This is a genomic window from Aureivirga sp. CE67 (assembly GCF_015767245.1).
In the GTDB taxonomy this organism is placed as follows: domain Bacteria; phylum Bacteroidota; class Bacteroidia; order Flavobacteriales; family Flavobacteriaceae; genus Aureivirga.
In genome coordinates, this window is record NZ_JADOTV010000028.1 from 1 (window position 1) to 24473 (window position 24473).

Sequence of the window (24473 nt, forward strand, 5' to 3'; positions counted from 1 at the left end):
AAAGAGAAAATTCGAATAAAATACTTTGAAAAAAGAGAGAAAATTATGAAAATTGCTGTCGGAATACATAATTTCAGAGTTACACTCAGAAGTCCCTTACAAAATCAATCGTGATAATGTTTATTATAAGTAAGTATAATTTTCAAAATTTTATTAACGATTATTAATTTAAATGGAAAAAATATTTTTTAATTTTATTCTTTTAGAAATTAATTTATTTTTAATTATTCTATCAGATGTATTTGAAAATGTCATTAAAATATCTTGATTTTTTTTAATTGAATTATTTGTGATTGAATGATAGTGCCTTAATAAATTAAAAATATTTTCATCTCTATTTTTTAAAGATTGTTCAATCTTTTGTAAATCAGACGTATTAATTATAGCTAAAGGGTAAATTAAGTGTTCTTCTGAATTAATTTCTATATTATTATCTTTAAGTAATTCTTTAAATTTATTTCTAAATGCATTTATTGCATAATTTGAACTGATTATAGGATCATTTACAATTAATAAAGGGTACAATTTTATTTTTTTTGACAAAACCTGCTTATCATCATTTAATAAAAATTTATAATCATGAAAATATTTTAAAGTTTTTTCAACAAGCTGTTTCAAACCATAATCTTTATAAAATTTATTTAAATCAATTTTTTTAAAATCTTCTATATTTGAAACAGTTTTATATCCATTGATTACAGGTAAATAATTACTTTTAGCTTCAGCTAAAATTACTCTATTCTTATTTCGAATATAAAAATCAGCATATTCTATTTCGTTTTTTGATAATTTTATTTTTAAATCATCGGTATGTTTAAATATTGTCTTTTTATTGTATTTAAACATATTTTTAAAAATCATTTCTAAAAAAGGTTCATAAAAATAAGCTCCTATAAAATTACCCCAATCTTTTCTGGTGCAAACTTTATTTGGTTTTAAATAATCAAACCAAAAGTCATTTATAAATAATGAATATAATTTTTCTAAAAATAGTATTGAATCTAATATCAAATAAGTAACTATATTTTCGTTCTTAGATTTACATTTATATATAGGACTTTTTTTAATTGATAAAAACTCAAATATTTTAGGATCATTATAACTTAGTTTATCAAAAGTAATTCTTTCACTTAATTTATCTAAAAATTTAACTACTTCAGGGTGCTTTTCAGGTTCTATATTTATATATGTTAATCCTAAAACCTCATCATTACTAGAAATATATATTGAAAATACATCATGAAATAAATCTCCTATTTCATCACATAAATAACTATCTTTTAAATATTTTCTCAAATGTTCACCATACAAAACATCACTATTGATTTTCTCAAACAAAAAATTTGATTTATCTATTAAATGTATTGGATTTATTGTGTTATAATACTGATTGTGTGGTAATTCTTTGAACATAAAAAATTCAAAACTATTATATTCTTTTTCCAATTCTTTTACATTATATTTTTCATCATATTTCAATATATTTTCATTTATAATTAGCAAAAATTTAAATATATTTTCACGTATTTCAAATGTATAATCAATTTTACCTTCATTAAATCCTTCATAATTTAATATTTCCTGTATAGCATATAAACAAGTAACTCTAGTAAAAAGACTGAACATTATTGGAAAGTCTAAAAATCTGTTTATTAAATTTTTAGAACATCTTAAAACATCTAAATTTTGTTTATTATTTAATAAAATAGTGTTTAAGCAATTTATTTGAACTTCTCGAGAATCATCAAAATCTAAACTCATAATTGGCTTAAGCCTAGAGTTAATGGCATTAACTGTCACTAATAATTCTTCTTTTGGAATATTTTTAATCAGGTTAATATAATCTTTTGGTGGGTTTTCTCTATAAAAATCCGAATATTTTACAATATTTCCAATCATTGCATTTTATTTAGTAAATTAATATTTTAACAACCAAATATATAAATAAAGAAAACGTGATTATAATAGATAATAAAGATTTTATATTTTGTGATCGTATCATCTTGTTATGTTTAATAAAATCACTATCACTCCATTTTGATTTAATAGATTCTAATCTATATCTTTCCATTTGCCATTTTTCTAAAATCATCAAAAAGATTAAATTAAAAATTGGTAATATACTTACCCATAACTGAAAAATAAGTTTATCTGATGGGTATTTACTTAATCCTAAAAAAGCAACAATTAAAATATTATTAAAAGCAAATACTTTATCATGTATCCGATCAAATGTAGATTGAATTTTAGTTATTGCCTCAATCTCATCAGCTTCTATTTTTTTAGTAGTTGATTCTAATTCTTCCGTTATTTTTCTTATTTCATTATTTTCGATCAGTTGCTTTATTTCAGCAAGCATTTCATTTGTCTCTTTAACTTTCATTTTTTTCAAATAAGTTATTTTAAATGCAATTTAAACTTTATAATTAATAACTCTTAGAATTCTGTTAAAAATCCACCTTCTCTCCTACAATTCGATTATTTTCTTAAATTTGGTAGCTTCACAACAAAAACAATTAACATTTATTAATCGAGAATGAAAAAAATCATCTTTTTGACACTCTTTTTGTTTGCAAGTCTGTTGAATGCACAAGAGTATTTCCCCACAAATCACGGAGTAAAAAACTCCGATAATTCAAAAATCGTAATTACTGGCGCTACAATATATGTATCTCCTCAGCAAGTAATTAAGAATGGAACGTTGGTTTTTGAAAAAGGAAAAATTATTGCTGTAGGAAAAAATGTTTCTATTCCGAAAGACAGCAAAATTGTAGACTTAAAAGGAAAATATATTTATCCTTCTTTTATTGATATGTATTCGGATTTTGGTGTGAAAGCTCCGAAAAATGAGCACAATCATGGTAGAGCACCACAATATGATTCGCACAAAAACGGATTTTATTGGAATGAACATATAAAACCAGAAACAAATAGTGTAGATTTTTTCTTTTATAATTCTAAAAAAGCGGATGAGTTAATCAAACTTGGATTTGGAACAGTGAATTCGCATTATAAAGACGGAATTGCAAGAGGAACTTCTTTTGTGACAACTTTAAATCAAGATGCAAAAAACAACGAAAGACTTCTTTCGGACAAAGCTGCACAACATTTTTCTTTTAAAAGAAGTGTAAATTCAAAGCAAGAATATCCTTCTTCGCAAATGGGAGCAATTGCTTTACTTCGTCAGATGAATCATGATGCGGATTGGTTTGGAAAACAAAACGAAGAAGTTGCTGATTTTTCTTTAAAAGCTTTTATCGAAAATAAAGAATTACCAAAGGTTTTTGAAGTAAAAAACAAATTAGAAATTTTTAGAGCAAACAAAATTGCCAACGAATTTGGTGAAACTTACATCATCAAAGGAGCTGGAGATGAATATGAAAGAATTTCGGAAATTAAAAATTTAAACACAACGTTTATTATTCCTATTAATTTCCCAAAAGCTTATGATGTTAGCGATTTAAAAGTGCAACAAATTGTAAACTTAGAAGATTTAAAAACTTGGAATCAAGCGCCAAATAATTTAAATGTTTTAGAAAAAAATAAAATCAATTTCGCACTTACAACGGCTGATTTAAAATCAAAAGCAGATTTCCATAAAAATCTTCGCAAAGCAATTTCTTATGGATTAAGTAAAGAAAAAGCTTTAGCAGCATTAACAACAGTTCCTGCACAGTTATTAAACTTAGAAAATGAAATCGGAACGTTAAAAAAAGGAGCTTTGGCTAACTTTTTAATCACGGATGGAGATATCTTTGAAGAAGGAACAATCATTTATGAAAACTGGATTCAAGGAAAGCAAAATGTAATCAAAGACATCACAAAAGAAGATGTTCGTGGAACGTATGCTTTTCAGATTGGAAAGAAAAAATATATTGCTGAAATTGCTGGAACAAAAGAAAAACCTTCTGCTAAAATAATGCAAGGTTCGAAGAAAGTAAAAGCAACTACGAAAATGGTAAACGATTGGTTATACATCAATTTTAAACCAAATAAAAAAGAAGAAGTTGCAGTTAAAGTTTATTTTGGAAATGCAAAAGAGCCAATGGCAAATTATGTTTCAAAAGAAGAAACGTTTGCTTTAAACTTTAAGAAAACAAAAGAGCATAAAAACAAGGATAAAAAGAAAAAAGCAAAGAAAAATCCAGAATTAGTTGCGGTTTCTTATCCAAATATGGCTTATGGATTTGAAGAACAACCAGAGCAAAATGATTTTATCATTAGAAATGCGACGGTTTGGACAAATGAAAAAGACGGAATTTTAGAAAACACAGATGTTTACATTAAAAATGGAAAAATTTCAAAAGTTGGAAAGAATTTAAAAGCTTCTGGAGCGAAAATTATTGACGGAACTGGAAAACACTTAACAACTGGAATTATTGATGAGCATTCACACATTGCAATTTCAAATGGTGTAAACGAATCTGGACATAATAGTACGGCAGAAGTTGCAATTCATTCGGTTGTAAATTCGGATGATGTAAATATTTATAGAAACTTAGCTGGTGGTGTTACAACTGCACAATTATTACACGGTTCTGCAAATCCGATTGGTGGACAATCTGCGATTATTAAATTGAAATGGGGAGAAACTCCAGATCAAATGATTGTAGAAAATCAACCAAAGTTTATCAAATTTGCTTTAGGAGAAAATGTAAAGCAAACAAACTGGGGAGAGAAATATTCGGTTCGTTTCCCACAAACAAGAATGGGTGTTGAGCAAGTTTATATCGATTATTTCCAAAGAGCGAAAGAATATGATTTTAAGAAAAAGAATAATATTCCTGTGCGCCATGATATTGAATTAGAAACTTTAGCAGAAATTATCAATAGCGAGCGTTTTATTTCTTGTCACTCTTATGTGCAATCAGAAATTACAATGTTAATGCGTGTTGCAGAACAATTTGATTTTAAAATCAACACTTTCACACATATTTTAGAAGGATATAAAGTTGCGGATAAAATGAAAGAACATGGAGTTGGTGGTTCTACATTTGCAGATTGGTGGGCTTATAAATATGAAGTGAATGATGCAATACCTTATAATGGAGCTTTAATGCACAATGAAGGGGTTTTAGTTGCTTTCAATTCGGATGATGCAGAAATGTCAAGAAGATTGAATCAAGAAGCAGCAAAAGCAGTAAAATATGGTAATGTTTCTCAAGAAGATGCTTGGAAATTTGTGACTTTAAACCCTGCAAAACTTTTACATTTAGATGATAAATTAGGAAGTATCAAAGCTGGAAAAGATGCAGATATTGTACTTTGGAGTCATAATCCTTTATCTACCTATGCAAAAGCAGAAAAAACGTTTATCGAAGGAGTTCTTTATTTTGATATTGAAAGAGATCAAGAATTAAGAGAAGAAATTCAGAAAGAAAAGAAACAAATCATCCAGCAAATGTTGGATGCAAAAGGTAAAGGAGAAGAAACACAAAAGCCTGTACAAAAGAAAAAAACATTGTATCACTGTAATTCAGAAGAACACTAAGATGAAGATGCTAAAATTAAAAATGATTTGTTTGATACTTTTTCTTAGTATCAATTCTATATATGCACAACAAACTCCTGCTCCAAAGCAATCAGAAACGATTTTGATTACTGGTGCAACTGCACATTTAGGAAATGGAAAAGTAATTGAAAATAGCGCTATTGGATTTCAAGATGGAAAATTTACGTTTGTAGATGAACTTTCAAAAGCGAATCCGAATGATTTTCAAAAAGTAATTGATGCAAAAGGACATCATGTGTATCCTGGATTTATTTCGCCAAATTCTACTTTAGGTTTGGTAGAAATTGATGCTGTTTCTGCAAGTGATGACGAAAGAGAAGTTGGAGCGATTAATCCACATATTCGTAGTATTATCGCTTATAATACAGAATCAAGAGTTACGGAAACTGTTCGTCCAAACGGAGTTTTAATTGCACAAGTTACACCAAGAGGTGGATTGATTTCAGGTACTTCTTCGATTGTTCAGTTAGATGCTTGGAATTATGAAGATGCGATTATCACAGAAAATGACGGAATTCATGTAAACTGGGGAAAGTCTTATGCGAATAAAAAAAATAAAATCGAACCTTCTTCAGCTTATAAAAAGAATAAGAAAAAACTAAAAGATTTCTTTACAAAAGCGAAAGATTATAAAAAGAATTCGAAAGAAAGAAATTTGGTTTATGAAGCTGTACAACCAATTTTAGAAGGAAAAGCAAAGTTATTTATCCATGTGCATGGTGCAGAAGAAATGACAGAAGCAATTGATTTCTTTGAGAATTTTGGTGTAAAAGATATGGTAATTGTTGGTGGATATGAAGCTTATAAGGTTGCTCCTCTTTTAAAAGAGAAAAATATTCCTGTGCTTTTATATCGTGTGCATTCGCTTCCAATGTCGGAAGATGATGCAATTGATTTACCTTTTGAATTACCGAAGAAATTATTGGACGCTGGTGTTTTAGTTGGTTTTGAAAATAGCGGAGATATGGAACGTATGCAAACACGTAATTTACCTTTCTACGCTGGAACTGCAATTAATTATGGTGTTCCTTATGAAGAAGCTTTAAAAATGCTGACTTCTAATACTGCAAAAATTCTTGGAATTGAAAAAGAAGTTGGAAGTATTGAAGTTGGAAAAAATGCTACTTTATTCATCTCAAAAGGAGATGCTTTAGATATTATCGGGAATGATATTTATAAAGCGTTTATCGATGGTCGTGATATTAGTTTAGAATCACATCATACGCAGCTTTATAAGAAATTTCAGAAGAAATTGGGACAGGAATAAACTTGTTATTTCTTTCTAAAGAAACCTCGGTATTTTGTTTAATATCGAGGTTTTTTTTAAAATATTTTTAATTCAAAAACTTTTTAAACTCTTCTAGAGAAAAAGTAGCAATTGCCCCACCTACTGGAAAACAATGATTAGATTTATCTGAGACAAAAATACTGTTATCAATTGGTTCAATTTTCAATTCATTAACCAATATCTCTTTCTCTTGCAACTCCTTTAATAATTCTTCACAAAATCCCATATTTTCTTCTTCATTTGCTTTCATTTGTTGCTTTACTCCCGCAATAAATTTAACTTTAACTTCTTCTGCAAATTTACTTTCAGAATTTATTAAGTCTGAATTCTTTATATCTTCATATTTCTTTGTTTTTGGATTCAATTTTTGAATATGAGAAATCCATGAATATCTTCCTTTATAATCCGCTTCTCCTACACCTATAATTTTATAATCTTTTAAAATTACTGAATTTACAAAAATAGGATCTTCTGAGTTTTCTTTTTCAATTTCAATTTCACTAAATCCTTCAGGAATTAATTGTTGTTTTGGAGCTTTATCACATTGCATAAATGCACTTGATAATATAACTGTAGCTAAAATGACTTTAAGTTTTTTCATTATTTATTTTTAATTTTAAGTCATTAAAAATAAACTATTTATAATATTTTCAAAATAAAACTTCAATTCTTTACTTTTTCTTAATATTACAAGACATTTCATTATTTTATTAGATCAGCAGCAATCAAAACAATAATAGCTTTTGGTAGATTCTCCTCTCCTTTTATTCTATATATTTTTGCTCCTGAAAAATGTGAAATTTCTTTATCATTAAAACTAAAAACCTTTTTCCCTGCAAAAATTGAAATCGAATTTTTAGAAACAGAAAACAGCTTTTTCCCTGCAAATTCTGAAAGTGTATTATTTTCCCAAGTATAGATTTTATTTCCAGAAAATTGAGTTACATACTTTCCATCAAAAGTGATTATTTTATTTTCTGAAAACTTTGATAAAGTAAAACCATCCCAAACAAATTGTGTTGCTCCTCCAAACTCTGAAATAATAGTTTTTTGTTTGTTTTTATGACGAATCTTTGAATCTGAAAAAGAATTTTGATTTATTTCAGTTTGTTTTTTGAAATCGTCTGCTGTTCGAAATGGTGCTGTTTTATTAGAATAAAACTCTAATTCTTCTTTAGAAAATCCTAGATTATTTTTATGCAATCTTTTGTTTTTCAAAAATCTACGAATGCCTAAAACTATAAATAAGACAATTATTAAAATCAAAAATTCGAAATTCATAAAACATTAAATTTAGATGCAAAAAATATCTCTTTTTTTCTTATTTTTAAAACAAAAAAATATAAAATATGGAAGTAAATATTGATCTCGATGCTATAGCACTATTAGTAAGTTTTTTAGCTCCTTTAATTATATTAGCTTATATAGCTTATAGAAGATTTAAAATATCGCAAAAACATAAAAAAAGGATAGAATCTGATTGGTATGTTTTTATGAAAGCAGCAAAGAGAGAAGATATTCACAATGTAATTAAATATGGAATTTTACTAAAAAATAATGTTCATATGGACTCTATTCATCTGAAGCTTATTTTTGAAGAATTATATAAATTAAAACATATTGAAGATAAAAGGTTTCAAAGTCTTAAGAGAAACGTTTTGAGTCAAATAAAAAAATGGGAAAGAAGAGGAAACTTAGTATAATTTTGAAGATATTTAGAAATATCTCTCCTGTTAAATTTATTTTAAATGGAGAGATAAATTTTTATTAATTGGTTAAAATCAAAAAAGCATTTATTTCAGATCTCCCTTTCTCATTTTTTTCCAATAAGAATATATCTGGAGCAATTAATTTAGAATTTAACATTTTATATTTATTCTCCTCAGAATAAATCCATTTGACAACAACATATACTCCTTCTTTTGGAAATAAAATAGGTGTTTCATTTAAACTTATAGTTGTTCTTTTCTTTCTTTTTTTAGCAACACCAATAAATGGTTTTTCATGTAAAACTTCTCCTAATCCACCATCTTGTTTAATTCTGTGCAAATAAACTTCAAACTTTGCATCTTTTACATCACTTCTTGTTAATATTTTTACTTCTTCAATAAATGGCGTTGATTGATAAATAGAATCATATAGAAAAGACCTATATCCAAAAAAGTTTCGATTTTTACCTTTATAATTCGCTTTCATCAAACCTATCAGTGATTTTTTTTCTTTTCCAACAACCAATTTTCTTGTTTTTTTAGGTACTTCTAATTTCACTTCTGGAAGTGTTTCAAAATCTTGTGCAAAAATGAAAATTGAATTTAGTAATAGAAAATAGAATAATGTTTTTCTCATAGTTTTGATTTTTAGTCAGTCAAAAATATAAATTTTATCTTTATGGAAATCTCTAATCGTAACACAATGAAATTTCAACATAAATCATCTTTAACAAAGTCTGAAAAAGAACATGTTTTGAATTTATGGAACAATGAATTTCCAGAAAAAACAAGTAAAAAATCATTAACTGAATTTGATAAATACCTTGAATCTTTAGAAGATAAAAATTTTCTTTTATTGACAGATACTAATGAAAATATAAAAGGTTTTTATTTTGATTTTCTGAGGGAGAATGAAATTTGGTTTTCAATTATTTTGGACTCAAGTATACATGGAAAAGGTTTTGGCACTAAAATTTTAAACTTAGCCAAAGAATTACAAGAGGAATTAAATGGTTGGGTAATTGATAAAAATAATGAGATTAAAAAAAATGGAAAGACCTATAATTCGCCTTTAGAATTTTATTTAAAAAACAATTTTAAAATAATTCCTGATAAAAAACTGGAGTTTGATTCTCTTTCTGCTATAAAAATCCACTGGAAAAAATAGAATAAAAAAAAACCTATCATTTCTATGATAGGTTTTAGTTCAAATGTTGTATAATATATTAGTCTTATAGTACTTTTACATTTACTGCATTTAATCCTTTACGACCTTCTTCAACGTCGTAAGACACTTTGTCTCCTTCAGCAACTTCATCTACTAATCCGTTGATGTGTACAAACATATCTTTTCCTCCTCCGTCTGGAGTGATAAATCCGTATCCTTTCTCGTCGTTGAAAAACTTAATTGTTCCTGTGTTCATTATGTGTATTTTAAATATGGCGTAAAAGTAAAATAATTAATTAACCTAACAACTATAAATTCAAATATTTCTTTGTTAATTTTATGTTTACGGAATATTAATTCATTTTCAACTTAAATTTGACTAAAATATCCTTTCTAAACAATTTATAATTATCTTCAGCATTACATTATTAAAAACTAAATAAAATTTTATTATGAAAACCATTAAAAATCAAATTAAGCTAGTAAAAGAAAAGACGGATAACTTAATCAAAAATTTTTCTAAGGAACATTGGCATGAAACTCCAAGTGTTTTAGAATCGAATTTAAATTGGCAAATCGGACACATTATTCTAGCAAATTACTTACATGGAATTGCTTCTATTTCTGGTGCAAACGAGGAATATAAAGCAAAAGTAAATATTCCTAATTTCATTAAATATTATGGACCAAAATCAGATCCCAAAGCACATACAGATGAAAAACCTTCACATGAAGAACTTTTAGAAATGTATGATTTTACTTTTTCAACTATTTATAAAGGAATTGAAAATTTAAGTTTAGATGATCTCGAAAATAAAACGGAAATTCCAAATCCTGCTGCAACAACTAAATATGAAGCACTTTTACTTTTATCACAACATCAAAGTTGGCACAACGGACAAATTGCTGTTTTAAATAGAGTTTTAAATTCTTAGAATAAAGATTAAAAAATAGTCTTTTGAAAAAAATTATTATTTGAGATTAGAATTTCTTTTGTTAAAAAATGATTTAAATCTTAAAATATGAAAGTTAATTTTCGTAAATTGTTGGCAATGAAATATCTAAAAACTAATAAAAACTTTCATCATGAAAAAAAATCTTAATTTAGGTCTATTAATACTTAGACTAACCGTAGGAGTTTTGATGTTATTACATGGAATAGCAAAAGTATCACATGGAGTGAAATTTATCGAAGGACAACTTGCTGCTAAGAATTTACCAGAATTTCTAGCTTATGGTGTTTATGTTGGAGAAATCCTTGCTCCTATATTTATCATCTTTGGAATTATGACAAGATTATCTGCACTTGTATTAATTATTAACTGTATTGTAGCGGCACTACTTTTCCACGCTAATGAAATTTTCAGTTTATCACAACATGGAGGTTGGGCTATAGAAAATTTAGGTTTATATACACTTGGTGCTTTAGTTTTATATTTTACTGGAGGTGGTAAATATTCAATTAAATCGAATGGAAAATGGGATTAATTCTCTAATACAATCATATAAAAAAGACTATTCAAATTTCTTGAATAGTCTTTTTATTTTTTTGAATTTTTATCTTAGGCGTATTGAACCTTTGCATCTTCATCAATACTAATTCTATTCTTTTTTAATTCTGGACAAGCAGAAATATGTAATTCTTGAATATCATTATCATATGCGCTAAGAGTTTCTAAAACAGGTAAATTTTCAAGTAGAGCGACTTCCAATCTATTATTTTCACAGTTCGCACTTTCTAGCTTTAAAAAATTAATCAATTCCAATTTCGTAATATAATTATCTCCTAAACGAAGCTGATATAACTCTGGAAGCCCAGACAAATCAATTTCTTTCAACTGATTATTCTCACAATGTAAAACTTCTAACAAAGGAAGTTTACTCAAATCAATCTTCGAAATTTGATTATCTGAAAAATGAAGGTGCACTAATTCTGGTTTATTTGTCAAATCTAATTTTGTTAATTGATTTCCACTAGCATATATATATAATAACTTGTTCAAATTTGAAATTTCAAGTTTTTTTAATCTATTATTATAACAACTTAATTCCACAAGTCTTGATAAATTATCTAATCCTGTAATACATTCTAGTTTATTATCTTCAAAATAAATAGCTTCTAGCTTACTACTATTTGTTAAATCTACTATTTTCAGTTTATTCTTAGAAAAATTTATCTCTTCCAAGTTCATACAATCTGACAAATCAATAGATTTTAATTTATTAGAATCAACATATATACGAGAAAGATTATAAGCTCCATAAAGCTCTAAAAACTCTAATTTATTTTGTTCAGCTTTTAAAACTGTTAGACATTCTAAACCATTTGCATAAATTCCAGTTAATTTTTGGCGATTAAAATTAAAATAATCTAATGCTTTAAAAGGAGACAAATCAATTTCTCCAAACAAATAAGGTTTTTCTTGTTTCTCTTTGTCATATTCTTCTTTTATATACAATTCGATATCAGTAACTCTCGAAGGTTGTTCTTCTGTCCAATAAACTCCTTCCCATTCATCATAATTATCTCCTTCCCAGTTTAAAAGTTTCCCAGATTTTGTATTTTTTTCTCGAATAGCAATTAAAGCTTTTACATCATCTTCATGGTAGTCATCTTCAGCAAATTTTTGAATAGCAATTTTAATTTTTGATAAAAAACTCATGTTGTGTATTATATTAAATTGTTGGTTAGTTTCATAACATTTTGTAAGGCAATCAAATATATTTTTTTATTAGTATAGATATATAATCAATTTTAACTAAAAGTAATATTTTTTTACCATTACTTCATCTTAAAGCAAAAAAAAACAGCAACCTTTATTACAAGTTACTGTTTTTGTATAATTTTAAATTATTCCACTAACCATGAACGGTTTCTTTTGTTCCTAAATCTCTCATGATTTCAGCTTCAAAGACAAGAAGATCTTCCCATTTCTTATCCACTTCTTCACGATTTCCATATTGTCTAGCAAACTTTAAAAACATCGTATAATGATTTGCTTCAGAAATCATCAAATCTCTATAGAATTTAGCTAAATCTTTATCTTCTAATTTTTCTGATAATAAACGGAATCTTTCACAACTTCTAGCTTCAATCAATGCAGCATAAAGTAACCTGTGTACTAATTGATCTGTTCTACTCCCTCCTTTTGGAAAAAATGTAACCAATTTTAATACATATTCATCTTTACGATCTCTTCCTAATGGAACTCCCATTTTAATTAATCGATCATGAACCATCTTAAAATGTCCCATTTCTTCACGAGTCAAAGCAACCATTTCTGTTACTAATTCTGTGTATTCTGGAAAACTCACAATTAAAGAAATTGCTGTCGAAGCAGCTTTTTGCTCACAAAATGCGTGATCAATTAAGATTTCTTCAATATTTTTCTCGGCAATATTTGCCCATCTTGGATCTGTTGGTAACTTTAAACCTAACATCTTTAATTCTCAAATTTTAATTTAACAGCTTCTAAACTTTCCTTTGCTCCAACAAGTGTCATAATATCCCCTATTCGAAGCCTCGTGTACCCATGAGATACGATTAATTGATTATTTCTCTTTACAGATAAAACTAGAATATCTGTTGGAAGACGCAACTCTCGAAGACGCATTCCGTGTATATCATTATTCCTAATTTCAATATCCATAGAATCTTGTCCTTCATCCATTCCAAGCAGTAATGATGCCGCATTTGGAGAACGAACAAAATGATCTAATAAACTTACCATTGCAGTGGTAGGTTCAATAATTATAGCTCCTAATTTATGAAATTTATCGAAGTTTTCACGCTTATTCAGACGAACAATAATATCTTTTGTCCCAATGTTTTCATAAATTAATTCTGCCAATTTATAGTTTTGACTATCCGATAACATTAAAACTACAACCTCTGTTTTATCTAGTTTTAAATTATTTAAAGTCTCCAAACTTATTTCATCAATTTTCTTGATTTCATAAGCTTCATTTTCTGAAATTTCTTTACTCGAATCTAAAGTTGCAATTCTCGCAGACCATTTATTTTTCACTAATTGTTGAGCAAGCGCAATAGACTGACTCTCTAAACCGAAAATTAAAGCATCACGTGTTCCATCAAATTCTGGCACTTTTGCTCTTAAATGACTTTCTTTTACGAAATTTAACGACCATTTGAATAATGGTGGCCCAAGTAGCTGATTAATTACGATGATAGCAATAATGATTGTTTCAAATTCATGTCCCCAAGAAGGGAATTCATGTGAAATAATAGTTGCTAATCCAAGCGCAACTCCTGCTTGAGTCAAATATGGCATCCAAGCAATAAATCGATATTCTTTTGGATCTTTTGCTAAATAAACTCCGAAAATACCTGCGATAAACATCGTTCCTAAACGAACTAAGAATAACACAACTGCAATTCCAAATACATTTAATAATGTTTGAATTTCTAGTGAAGCTCCCGTTAATGTAAAGAATACAATATAAATAATTGGGCTAATTTCTTCAATAATTTCAGCAAATTCAATTCTGTGTTTACTATAATTTGTAAGCACAAAACTTCCAATGATACAAACTAAAAGTGGTTCTAAAACAAATCCGTGTTCGAAGTATTGTTCTGTTGTTGCTTTTACATAATGACTAAAAACATATACTCCATAACCTAAAACTGTAATGATCACAGCTTTTACTTTGTTATTTACTTTTAAAGAAAATGGTATTTGAAGAATTTTCCCTAAAACAATTCCAAATGCAAATGAAACTAACAGTTCTAATAATAAGATTACTAAGAATAAAAACCCAATTTCATCTCCATTTATAAATGCTTTAGCTACAGAAAAACAAATTGCAAAAAGTATGATTACTAATACATCTTTTACAACTGTTACTCCCATTACTGTCTTGGTAAAAGGTCCATTTGCTCGCATTTCATTAATAACCGCAACTGCCGAAGACGGAGAACGTGCAACGAAAATAGTTCCAAATAAAATAGCAACAGCTATTTTGGAAAGCATATTCATTTCTTGCATGAATGGAATATACTCTGTTAGCATATACACTGCAACGGAACTTAAAACGAAAGTGATTACTAATTGTCCAATCGTCATCCATTTTATACTATTAATTCTACTACGTAGATCGTCGAGATATAATTCTGATCCTGCAGAAAAAGCAATGATTGCAAGAGCAATTTCATTTAAAAAGTTAAGTCTATTTACAGTTCCGACAGTAATAAAGTTTAACATAGAAGAACCAGCGATGATTCCTGAAATAATTAAACCTGTTATGATGGGAAATTTTATTTTTTGAAAGTATTTTGAAATTTGATTTGCAGAAATGGCAATAATCAAAAATCCAATCAGAGAAAGAATAAAATTATTTATGTCCAAATTGATTTTGTTTTTTTAGTTAGTTATAGATTAGCGTAAATATAAAAAAATGTTTGAAAAATTAACAATTATAAATCTAAATCAAATTTAGTTCGCAATAATTCTAAAGCATTGTTCTTTTCTCTCATTTTTTTATACTTCTCTAAAGGTGTGTATGCGAACTTTTTAACTTCCTGTTCGTTCACATCTACTTTTAAATCTATATGGTAATTATTTAAGTTTTGTTTTAAAAATTGCATCAATTTCGGACGATGTTTTAGCATTTCAGCTTTCATCATATCGTTTGGAAGTGTCATTTTAATAAAATCCCCTTCCATTCTCGGAATATCTGCATTTATAATAGAAGCGATAATTTTCTCTCCTCTTTTCATCAACTGATCCACATACATTTTCCAAAAATGTTGTAATTCTGCATCTGAAAATTCAGTTTTTGGCATGGATGAAACATCTTGAGTAAGCAGTTCGTCTTCTTTTTCTTTTGAAGAAATTGTTTCTACTTGTAAACTTTTTAAAGACAATCCAGAGTTTCTTCTTCTACGTGTTACTATTGTTGCATCCGTAGGCCTTGTAGCCTCAACTGGAGCAGCTTTTGACAACACAGCAGCTTTCTTCTCCTCTTTTTTAGGAGCTTCAACTGTTTTTTTCTGAATAGAAATTTCTGGAGACGAAACTAATTTGTCGGCAACTTGTTTAAAATAAGAAGATGGTATTATGAATTGCTTATTTTTTTTTTTCGCCTGCAAAGTTAATTGAGGCTAGCTGCATCAAACAAAGTTCGACTAACAATCGTTGATTTTTACTATTTTTAAAGTTCAACTCACATTTTGTAGCCAAATCAATTGCTTGTAATAAGAACGAAGTGTCGCACTTTTGTGCTTGTTCTTTATATTTTTCTTTCGTGTTTTCCCCAACTTCTAAAAGTTGAAGTGTCACAGTATCTTTTGCTACTAACAAATCTCTAAAATGAGAAGCTAATCCAGAAATAAAATGATTTCCTTCAAAACCTTTACTCAAAACAATATTGTAAGCAACTAAAAGTTCTGGTATTTTATTTTCTAAAATTTTCTCAGTTATGTCAAAATATACAGCATAATCTAAAACATTTAAACTTTCAGAAGCTGCCTCTCTTGTCAAATTATTTCCTGAAAAACTGATAACTCTATCATAAATAGAAAGTGCATCACGCATTGCTCCATCCGCTTTTTGCGCAATTATATGTAATGCATCATCCTCAGCTGTTACTCCTTCTTTTTCTGCGATAGTTTTTAAATAATTTTTCGCATCTGCAATTCCAATTCTTTTAAAATCAAAAATTTGACATCTTGAAAGAATTGTAGGAATAATTTTATGTTTTTCAGTTGTTGCTAAGATAAAAATTGCGTGCGCTGGTGGTTCTTCTAATGTTTTAAGAAATGCATTAAAAGCAGCTTGTGACAACATATGCACCTCATCAATGATATAAACTTTGTATTGTCCAACTTGAGGTGGTATACGAACTTGATCAGTCAAATTACGAATATCATCAACAGAATTGTTTGAAGCAGCATCTAATTCAAAAATATTAAATGCAAAATCTTCATCCATATCTGAACTTGATTGTTCATTGATTTTTTTTGCTAAAATTCGAGCGCAGGTAGTTTTTCCTACTCCACGAGGTCCTGTAAATAATAAAGCTTGTGCTAAATGGTTATTTTTTATAGCATTTTCTAAAGTATTTGTAATAGCTTGTTGCCCTACTACATCTTCAAATGTTTGAGGTCTATATTTACGTGCAGATACTATAAAATGTTCCATTTAGTCTTTAATTATTTAGTTCGCAAATGTATGATTTTCGTAAGTCAAAACCAAATATCTTCTGTGGTTTGAATTTTACAATAAACATAACATTCTTTTCTATTCTAATTTAGTAAATTAGAAAGAATAAATAACTTTTTTAATACTAAAAATGTTATTTCAATTGATTTTTTTCGACTACAAGAAAAAGAACATTAAAATTAGAATTTATGAAGTTGAATAATAGATATTGGTTATTATTAATTTTAATTATCATCAGCGGAACTGTTTTTGGAAAAAAACTTTTAATCAAAAATACAGATAGAGATACTCCTGTAAATCCTGAAGTTACTGTTGTAAAAAATGGAGAAGCTGTGGCATATTTCGCTTCTGGTTGTTTTTGGTGTGTGGAAGCTGTTTTTGAAAGTGTAAAAGGTGTAAAAAAAGCATATCCTGGTTATTCTGGAGGTACAAAACCAAATCCTACATATCAAGAAGTTGGTGCTGGTTTAACAGATTACGCTGAAGCTGTTGAAGTAATTTATGATCCTAAAGTAGTAAGTTTTGAAACTTTAGTTCGTGTGTTCTTTGGTTCTCAGGACCCAACAACTCTAAATCGTCAAGGACCAGATATTGGAAAACAATATCGTTCTATTGCTTTTTATGAAAATCCTGAGCAAAAGAAAACTATTGAAAATGTAATTAAAGAATTAAATAGAACTACTTATAAAGGAAAAATCACCACACAAGTGGAACCTTTTAAGAAGTTTTATCGTGCGGAAGCTTATCATATTGATTATGTAGAAAAGCATCCAGATAATCCGTATGTAAGAAGAGTTTCTATTCCAAGATTAAATGAATTTAAAGCAAAATTCCCACAATATTTAAAGAAGTAAAAAAGAAAAGAGAAGCAAAATTAGCTTCTCTTTTTTTATCATATTTAATGCAAAATAATTATGAACTCATTTTTAACATATCACCATAAACTGTATTCATAGAATTTAAATTTGTAGTGATAATTTTCATTTGTTTGTTCAATTCTTCGATATTATCTAAAATCTGTAAATTGAAATCATTTTGTTTTTCTGAATTTTCAAATTGCAGTTTATATAAAGAATTTAAAGATTCTAATTTAGCAGCAGCAGTATTTATATTAGAAACATATTCATTAGATTCTCCCATCACATGCATTGAAGGTTGAATATGTAAAACCGCTTCTTTTAAATTAAAAATTTGAACTGAAAGACTTTTTAATAAATCAACATCTTCAACTGTTTGTTTCATTAATACTTCAAGCTTATCTACAATTTGTTTTGTTTTATTTTCAACTAAAGAAATTTCTTTGTTTTTTTCTTTCACTTGTTCTGCTCCTGCCAGCTCTGGATAAACCAAAGTCCAATCATACTCTGATGGTATTGGTTCAAAAGCAGAAACTGCAAAAATCAATGCTTCGGTTACTAAACCTACTCCTAACATTATTCCTCCAGTTAATGGACCAATTCCAAAATGTAGAATTTTGAAAAGAGCTCCAATAATAACGATCGATGCACCAAAAGAGTACATCATATTCATTACTTTTCTATATTTTTTAGACTGACTCATTGTATTTAGATGTTTTCTTGATAAAAATACATAAATATTTTTAAACTTTTACAAATCAAATAGTTTTGTTAATAAATATTTAATTTAAGACCATTTTATACCTTCTAAATTCATTTTCATAAAATAGAATTACAAATAAAACGTCTTCGATTAAAATTCCTTCTGCATGAAAATATCCATCATCGCTTTCAAAATGAAATTGACCATCATTATTTTGCTTCCATTTTAATTCTGAAGTATAATTTATACAATCTCCTTCTCCATTTTTCAAATATCTGTTTACTGTACAAGTATTATCTCCACGAACTTCCATCGAATATTTAGAATTACAATCATTCAAGGCAATTTCTTCTCCTCCATCCACTTGACTATCCACAACCCAAGTATTTATAATTGAAAAAGGTGGTGGCGTATCTAAAATTTCATTTGAATCATCATCACTACTACAACCTGTAAATAAAATTATCAATACTAAAAGTTTAAATAAATTTTTCATAATTTTTGTTTTATACCATTTTATAATATTTTTTCAAGGAATGCATTTTCAATTCAGAATCTTTCACAGAACTAATCGCTTTTAGAGCTATTTGCGCTCCTCTAAAAGTTGTAATCAAAGGAATTCTTTTTCTAACAGCTAACCTCCTTACATCTTTATATTGCTCAGCATCTTCTTTTGTTGGAATACTAATAACTAATTGAAATTCTCCTGAAGAAACTTTCTCGTGTAAATCTGATTTTGCATCTAACATTTCAACCTCAAAACCTTCTTTTTCATATATTTCCGCAAGTTTTTCGTCTTTTATTTTATGGATATTACTTTCAAGAATCAACACTTTTCCATGTAAAGGAAGTTCAATTCCAGAAGCCATTTGAGCTTTATAAAAAGCTACTCCGAAATCTTTATCAATTCCCATAACCTCACCTGTAGATTTCATTTCTGGTCCTAAAACTGGATCTGTTTTTGAAAATTTATTAAATGGTAAAATCGCTTCTTTGATATTCCACATATCTAGTTTTAGATTTTCTTCAACACCAAGTTCTTCTAAAGTTGCACCTAACATTATTTTCGTTGCAATTTTTGCCCATTGCTGATTTGTTGCTTTACTTACAAATGGAATTGTTCTTGAAGCTCTTGGATTTACTTCAATCATATAAAGTTCATCATCTTTCACAGCTAATTGAATATTCATTAAACCAAGAATATTTAATTCTCGAGAAAGCTCTAATGAAATTCTTTTTATCTCTGAAATAATTTTATCCGAAAGAGAAAAATGTGGTAAAACTGCCGCTGAATCTCCAGAGTGAATACCACAAGGCTCTACATGCTCCATAATTCCAGCAATTACACAATTATATTCATCTGCAACTACATCAACATCTAGCTCAATTGCATTTTCTAAAAACTGATCTAACAAAATTGGCTGGTTAGGGTGTACAGCGATTGCTTTATCAATATATTTTTCCAAATCAACTTTAGTATAACAAATTTCCATAGATGCTCCTCCCAAAACATAAGAAGGACGAACCACTAAAGGAAAACCAATAGCATTTGCTTTTTCAAAAGCTTCTTCTTTATTATAAACGATTGTATTTTTTGGTTGTTTGATATTTAGTTTTTCTAAAACTTTTTTAAACTTATCTCGATCTTCTGCCAAATCAATACTTTCTGGTGAAGTACCTAAAATTCGAACTCCTGCTTTTTTCAATGACAAAGCAAGATTCAAAGGGGTTTGTCCACCATATTGTACAATTACACCGATTGGTTGTTCTTTTTCATAGATATTTAAAACATCTTCTAAAGTAACTGGCTCAAAATATAATTTATCCGAAGTATCAAAATCCGTAGAAACTGTTTCTGGATTTGAATTCACCATAATTGTTTCGTATCCCATATCTTTTGCAGCCATCGAACCATGCACACAACAATAATCAAACTCAATACCTTGACCAATTCGATTCGGCCCACCACCTAGAATCATTACTTTTGGTTTGTCAGAAACTTGTACCTCATCCATTTCTTCATACGTAGAATAATAATAAGGAGTATAAGCTTCAAACTCACCTGCACAAGTATCTACCAAACGATACACTGGCTTAATTCCTAAATTAATTCGATGTTTTCTAAAAGCAAGTTGATTTTCAAAACCTAGAATTCTTGATAATTGCATATCAGAGAACCCCATTTGTTTTGCTTTATATATACTATCATAAGTGTTTTTTATTTGTGAAGGAAAATCATAAATCTGTTTAAATTGATATAAAAACCAATAATCAATTTTCGTTAATTCATGGATTTGTTTCACAGAAAAGTCATGTTCAAATGCCTGAAAAATAGCTTCTGAACGATTACTATTTGGTTTTTCTAGTTGTATTTCAATTTCTTCTTTCGTCCATTTTATAGTAGATTTATTAAAACCAAAACCATATTTTTTTACTTCCAAAGCTCTTAAAGCCTTTTGAAAAGATTCTTTGAAAGTTCTACCAATTGCCATTGTTTCTCCAAGAGATCGCATAGAAGTTCCAAGTCTTGAAGTATCATTCTGAAATTTCTCAAAATTAAAACGTGGAATTTTTGTCACTACATAGTCAATAGTTGGCTCAAAACATGCAGGAGTTTTTTTGGTAATATCATTTCTCAAAACATCCAAAGTATCTCCAAGTGCTAATTTTGCTGCCAATTTTGCAATTGGAAAACCTGTTGCTTTTGAAGCTAAAGCTGAACTTCGAGAAACTCTAGGATTCATTTCTACCACAACCATTCTTCCATTTTCTGGATTGATAGCAAATTGCACATTCGAACCTCCTGTTTCTACACCAATTTTTCGAAGAATTGCAATTGCTGCATCACGCATTTTTTGATATTCTTTATCTGTCAAAGTTTGTACTGGAGCTATTGTAATCGAATCTCCTGTATGTACTCCCATCGGATCTAAATTTTCGATAGAACAAACAATCACAGCATTATCATTTTTATCTCGCATGACTTCTAGTTCATACTCTTTCCAACCATAAATCGATTCTTCAATTAATACTTCAGAAATCAAACTATCTTGCAAACCTTGCCCTACAATATCTTGCAGTTCTTCTTCATTATTTACAATTCCTCCTCCAGTTCCACCAAGTGTAAATGCCGGGCGAATTACACATGGATAACCTATTTCTTTTGCAATCTTAATTGCTTCTTCCATATTATAAGCAACTTTAGAAATACAAGATTCCAAACCGATTTCACTCACCACCTTTTTAAACTCCAAACGATCTTCCGCACGATTGATAACTTCTTTTCCTGCAGCGAGCATTTTTACATTGTATTTTTCTAGAATTCCTTTTTCATTTAATTCCATTCCAAGATTCAAACCTGTTTGTCCACCCAGAGTTGGCAACAAAGCATTTGGTCTTTCAATGGCAATTATTTTCTCTATACATTCAATTGTCAAAGGTTCTATGTAAACCTGATCTGCTGTATCTTTATCTGTCATAATTGTGGCCGGATTTGAATTAACCAAAACCACTTCACAACCTCTTGCTTTTAATGCCTTACAAGCTTGAGTTCCAGAATAATCAAACTCACATGCTTGCCCAATAACTATTGGCCCTGCTCCTATTATTAATATTTTATATTTTCGACTTTTCATTTTCTTCTAAATAACTTGGTTCGTTTTCTTTTTCTTTAAAATCTCTTACCATTTCATAAAACTCATGAAACAAATATTTAGCATCATACGGTCCTGGAGAAGCTTCAGGATGGAATTGCACTGAAAAAGCTGGATATTTTTTATGACGAATTCCAGCAACAGAATTATCGTTTAAGTTTATATGTGTTATTTCAATATCTTCTAAAGAATTATCTTCTAAAAGAACGAAATTGTGATTTTGTGAAGTAATTTTAACTTCTCCTGTTCTTAAATCTTTCACAGGATGATTCACACCATGTTGACCAAATTTTTGTTTTGCAGTTTTAAAACCTAATACTTCACCTAGAACCAGATGTCCCATACAAATACCAAATATTGGCAATTTACCTAAAGCTTGTTTTGTAATCTCCAAAAGATTCACCAAAGGTTCAGGATCTCCTGGTCCGTTTGATAAAAATAGACCATCAAATTTATTTTCTTTCAAAATTTCATCTACATGAATTGTGGAAGGAAAAATGGTACAATTACAGTTATTTTCTTCTAATAGTTTTACAATATTATATTTCAAACCACAATCTATAACTGCTATATTTAATTCTGAAGATTCTAAATTAGGTTTTGTAATTAAGTTTTTATTCGTAGCATGATTTACAAAATTCACACCTTTAATACCTACATTAATTTTCACCAAATGAACTAATTCTTCAATTGGAGCTTTTGAAGTAGTCAAAATTGCATTACAAGCTCCTCGTTCTCTAAGATAAAGCGTTAAAGATCTAGTATCAATTCCTTCTACTCCCATCACATTATATCTTCTCAAATATTCATGAAGTGGCATTTCACTTTTATAATTACAAGGAATTTCATTGTATGATTTTACTATTATAGCTTCTAAAAATATTCTTCTTGATTCGGCATCTTCATGATTGATTCCATAATTCCCTATCTCTGGATAAGTAAAAACAACCATTTGCCCCATATAAGACGGATCCGTCAAAACTTCTTGGTATCCACACATTGCAGTATTGAAAACAACTTCTGCAGTTCTATCACCTGTTAAAGCAAACGTAGTTCCTTCAAAACATTTTCCGTCTTCAAAGATCAGTCTCGCTTTTTTCTTGTGATTTTCATCAACTTTAGTCATGATAACAAAATTTTAAACATCTTGATTATCATTAAGTTACGAATATTTAAGAGTAAAAAAGTGTTAAAAATCTAATATTCTGATATTTAGCTAAAAAAATTAAAAATACGCAGTTACAACTCTAATTGAATAATAAAAAGTTTCATAAACAAGAGAATTCATTTTTGTAGAAAACGATTTATACATCGAGGTTTTTGTAGGAGAAGATTTACAATTGATATGATATTTTTCAGTTAAAAGCATTGCTCTTTTCGAATGAAGAGGATCCGTAACAATTAAAGCAGAATTATAATTTAAAGAATCCATGATTTTCTTAGATTCTTCAAGATTTTGATAAGTGTATTTTGATTTTGTTTCCATTAAAATTACCGCTTCTGGAACGCCTTTTTCTAAAGCATATTTTTTAGCAATTTCACTATCTGCTTGCTTCTGGTTTTCACCAAAACCTCCAGTGAATATAATTTTATCCACAATTTTATTTTTATATAAATAAATTCCATGATTTACTCTTTCTCTAAAAACAGGAGAAATTTTTCCATTATTTGTTCCTGCACCTAAAACTATTGCAACATCGGATTTTTGCTCAGAATATTGATTTGAAAAACGATAAATTTGAATAGCATTATAAACAAAAAAACTAAAACCAAGAATTAATAGAAATAGAATAAATTTTTTAATTTTCAGAAACATTATGATTTAATTTTTAAAAATCCCTTTTGTCTAAAATTTGGTAAATCAAAAACACATTCTACATTTTTTTGGTTTCTAATTTTTTCAAATTGATTTTTAATTAATTCATTCTTAAAACTTGAATCAAAAAATAAAATCCCATTTTTTTCATAATAATAACCTTCAATTCGTTTTGTTTCATCCCAATCTGTTGTATAATATTCAAAACATCCATTACTGTAGATAGAAATTTCAGCAATACTAGATAAATCAGTTCCTTTTAATTTTATTTTACTATTAAATTCTAAAAGATTAAAAAGAAATAATACTGAAATTATATTTATTCCTAAAACATATGCAAAAATTCTATTTTTAAATAACTTAAAAATGGAAATTATAGAAATTAAAGCCAATAAAATTAATGAGGAAAGAAAAATATATTCTTTGTAATTCAAATTTTCAGGTAATCTTATAAAAGAAGTGTAAGTGTCATTTATTTTTAGAAACCAAAACATGTAAAACAAAGAACTAAGTGAAATTATAAAACTTAAACGAAATGATTTTTTCTTCATTGTAGAATCTTTTTTCATCAAAAATATTCAAATTT

The 24473-nt window shown here is 28.2% G+C and carries 22 protein-coding genes and 1 pseudogene; 7 read left to right on the forward strand and 16 right to left on the reverse strand.

Annotated elements, in window-relative coordinates; all coding sequences use genetic code 11:
- Nucleotides 1-168: 168 nt before the first annotated feature.
- Both I0K12_RS20155 and I0K12_RS20160 read right to left on the reverse strand, forming a co-directional pair.
- Complete coding sequence (locus I0K12_RS20155; RefSeq protein WP_196889987.1) at nucleotides 169-1899, reverse strand: hypothetical protein; 1731 nt, start codon at nucleotides 1897-1899, stop codon at nucleotides 169-171.
- A 10-nt stretch (nucleotides 1900-1909) separates the two neighbouring features.
- On the reverse strand, nucleotides 1910-2383 hold the full coding sequence (locus I0K12_RS20160; protein ID WP_196889988.1) for a hypothetical protein: 474 nt from the start codon (nucleotides 2381-2383) through the stop codon (nucleotides 1910-1912).
- 153 nt (nucleotides 2384-2536) lie between these two features.
- On the opposite strand from I0K12_RS20160, the gene I0K12_RS20165 reads away from it, so the two are divergent.
- Complete coding sequence (locus I0K12_RS20165) at nucleotides 2537-5491, forward strand: amidohydrolase family protein (RefSeq protein ID WP_196889989.1); 2955 nt, start codon at nucleotides 2537-2539, stop codon at nucleotides 5489-5491.
- Nucleotides 5492-5513: 22 nt separating this feature from the next.
- Nucleotides 5514-6779, forward strand: coding sequence for an amidohydrolase family protein (locus tag I0K12_RS20170; RefSeq protein ID WP_231372818.1), 1266 nt, complete (start codon nucleotides 5514-5516; stop codon nucleotides 6777-6779).
- A gap of 67 nt (nucleotides 6780-6846) precedes the next feature.
- On the opposite strand, the gene I0K12_RS20175 is transcribed toward I0K12_RS20170, so the two are convergent.
- Entirely contained in the window at nucleotides 6847-7401 is a 555-nt protein-coding gene (locus tag I0K12_RS20175; protein WP_196889991.1) for a hypothetical protein, read from the reverse strand.
- 101 nt (nucleotides 7402-7502) lie between these two features.
- Nucleotides 7503-8081 (reverse strand): hypothetical protein, encoded by a 579-nt coding sequence (locus tag I0K12_RS20180; RefSeq protein WP_196889992.1) that lies wholly within the window; start codon nucleotides 8079-8081, stop codon nucleotides 7503-7505.
- A 68-nt stretch (nucleotides 8082-8149) separates the two neighbouring features.
- On the opposite strand from I0K12_RS20180, the gene I0K12_RS20185 reads away from it, so the two are divergent.
- Nucleotides 8150-8503, forward strand: a complete 354-nt coding sequence (locus I0K12_RS20185) for a hypothetical protein (protein WP_196889993.1) — start codon at nucleotides 8150-8152, stop codon at nucleotides 8501-8503.
- Nucleotides 8504-8567: 64 nt separating this feature from the next.
- On the opposite strand, the gene I0K12_RS20190 is transcribed toward I0K12_RS20185, so the two are convergent.
- Entirely contained in the window at nucleotides 8568-9146 is a 579-nt protein-coding gene (locus tag I0K12_RS20190) for a hypothetical protein (RefSeq protein ID WP_196889994.1), read from the reverse strand.
- Between the two features lie 66 nt (nucleotides 9147-9212).
- On the opposite strand from I0K12_RS20190, the gene I0K12_RS20195 reads away from it, so the two are divergent.
- Nucleotides 9213-9677 (forward strand): GNAT family N-acetyltransferase, encoded by a 465-nt coding sequence (locus I0K12_RS20195; RefSeq protein WP_196889995.1) that lies wholly within the window; start codon nucleotides 9213-9215, stop codon nucleotides 9675-9677.
- 64 nt (nucleotides 9678-9741) lie between these two features.
- On the opposite strand, the gene I0K12_RS20200 is transcribed toward I0K12_RS20195, so the two are convergent.
- Nucleotides 9742-9933 carry a cold-shock protein gene (locus I0K12_RS20200; RefSeq protein ID WP_196889996.1) on the reverse strand — a complete coding sequence of 64 codons (192 nt, stop codon included), beginning with the start codon at nucleotides 9931-9933 and terminating at the stop codon, nucleotides 9742-9744.
- Nucleotides 9934-10129: 196 nt separating this feature from the next.
- Between I0K12_RS20200 and I0K12_RS20205 the strand changes: the two genes are divergently transcribed.
- Both I0K12_RS20205 and I0K12_RS20210 read left to right on the forward strand, forming a co-directional pair.
- On the forward strand, nucleotides 10130-10612 hold the full coding sequence (locus I0K12_RS20205; RefSeq protein ID WP_196889997.1) for a DinB family protein: 483 nt from the start codon (nucleotides 10130-10132) through the stop codon (nucleotides 10610-10612).
- 151 nt (nucleotides 10613-10763) lie between these two features.
- The gene (locus I0K12_RS20210) at nucleotides 10764-11165 is read left to right on the forward strand and encodes a DoxX family protein (protein WP_196889998.1); all 402 of its coding nucleotides are present in this window, start codon (nucleotides 10764-10766) and stop codon (nucleotides 11163-11165) included.
- Nucleotides 11166-11239: 74 nt separating this feature from the next.
- Here I0K12_RS20210 and I0K12_RS20215 read toward each other — a convergent pair whose 3' ends face one another.
- The 4 genes and pseudogenes from I0K12_RS20215 to I0K12_RS20230 form a co-directional block, all read right to left on the reverse strand.
- Entirely contained in the window at nucleotides 11240-12340 is a 1101-nt protein-coding gene (locus I0K12_RS20215) for a leucine-rich repeat domain-containing protein (RefSeq protein ID WP_196889999.1), read from the reverse strand.
- Nucleotides 12341-12536: 196 nt separating this feature from the next.
- Nucleotides 12537-13118 (reverse strand): tRNA-(ms[2]io[6]A)-hydroxylase, encoded by a 582-nt coding sequence (locus I0K12_RS20220; RefSeq protein ID WP_196890000.1) that lies wholly within the window; start codon nucleotides 13116-13118, stop codon nucleotides 12537-12539.
- Nucleotides 13119-13120: 2 nt separating this feature from the next.
- Nucleotides 13121-15043 carry a cation:proton antiporter gene (locus I0K12_RS20225; protein WP_196890001.1) on the reverse strand — a complete coding sequence of 641 codons (1923 nt, stop codon included), beginning with the start codon at nucleotides 15041-15043 and terminating at the stop codon, nucleotides 13121-13123.
- Between the two features lie 68 nt (nucleotides 15044-15111).
- Nucleotides 15112-16837 (reverse strand): annotated as a pseudogene (locus I0K12_RS20230) (DNA polymerase III subunit gamma/tau).
- Between the two features lie 209 nt (nucleotides 16838-17046).
- Here I0K12_RS20230 and msrA point away from each other — a divergent pair.
- Complete coding sequence (gene msrA, locus I0K12_RS20235; protein ID WP_196890002.1) at nucleotides 17047-17712, forward strand: peptide-methionine (S)-S-oxide reductase MsrA; 666 nt, start codon at nucleotides 17047-17049, stop codon at nucleotides 17710-17712.
- Between the two features lie 58 nt (nucleotides 17713-17770).
- Here msrA and gldL read toward each other — a convergent pair whose 3' ends face one another.
- From gldL to I0K12_RS20265, 6 genes are all read right to left on the reverse strand, one after another.
- Nucleotides 17771-18418, reverse strand: coding sequence for a gliding motility protein GldL (gene gldL / locus I0K12_RS20240; RefSeq protein ID WP_196890003.1), 648 nt, complete (start codon nucleotides 18416-18418; stop codon nucleotides 17771-17773).
- A gap of 79 nt (nucleotides 18419-18497) precedes the next feature.
- Nucleotides 18498-18914, reverse strand: coding sequence for a lipocalin family protein (locus I0K12_RS20245; RefSeq protein WP_196890004.1), 417 nt, complete (start codon nucleotides 18912-18914; stop codon nucleotides 18498-18500).
- A gap of 10 nt (nucleotides 18915-18924) precedes the next feature.
- Nucleotides 18925-22053, reverse strand: coding sequence for a carbamoyl-phosphate synthase large subunit (gene carB / locus I0K12_RS20250; protein WP_196890005.1), 3129 nt, complete (start codon nucleotides 22051-22053; stop codon nucleotides 18925-18927).
- Complete coding sequence (gene carA, locus I0K12_RS20255; RefSeq protein ID WP_196890006.1) at nucleotides 22034-23197, reverse strand: glutamine-hydrolyzing carbamoyl-phosphate synthase small subunit; 1164 nt, start codon at nucleotides 23195-23197, stop codon at nucleotides 22034-22036. The genes carB and carA overlap by 20 nt, the downstream gene beginning before the upstream one ends.
- Nucleotides 23198-23296: 99 nt before the next feature.
- Complete coding sequence (locus tag I0K12_RS20260) at nucleotides 23297-23887, reverse strand: YdcF family protein (RefSeq protein WP_196890007.1); 591 nt, start codon at nucleotides 23885-23887, stop codon at nucleotides 23297-23299.
- Nucleotides 23887-24438 carry a hypothetical protein gene (locus I0K12_RS20265; RefSeq protein ID WP_196890008.1) on the reverse strand — a complete coding sequence of 184 codons (552 nt, stop codon included), beginning with the start codon at nucleotides 24436-24438 and terminating at the stop codon, nucleotides 23887-23889. The genes I0K12_RS20260 and I0K12_RS20265 overlap by 1 nt, the downstream gene beginning before the upstream one ends.
- Nucleotides 24439-24473 lie beyond the last annotated feature (35 nt).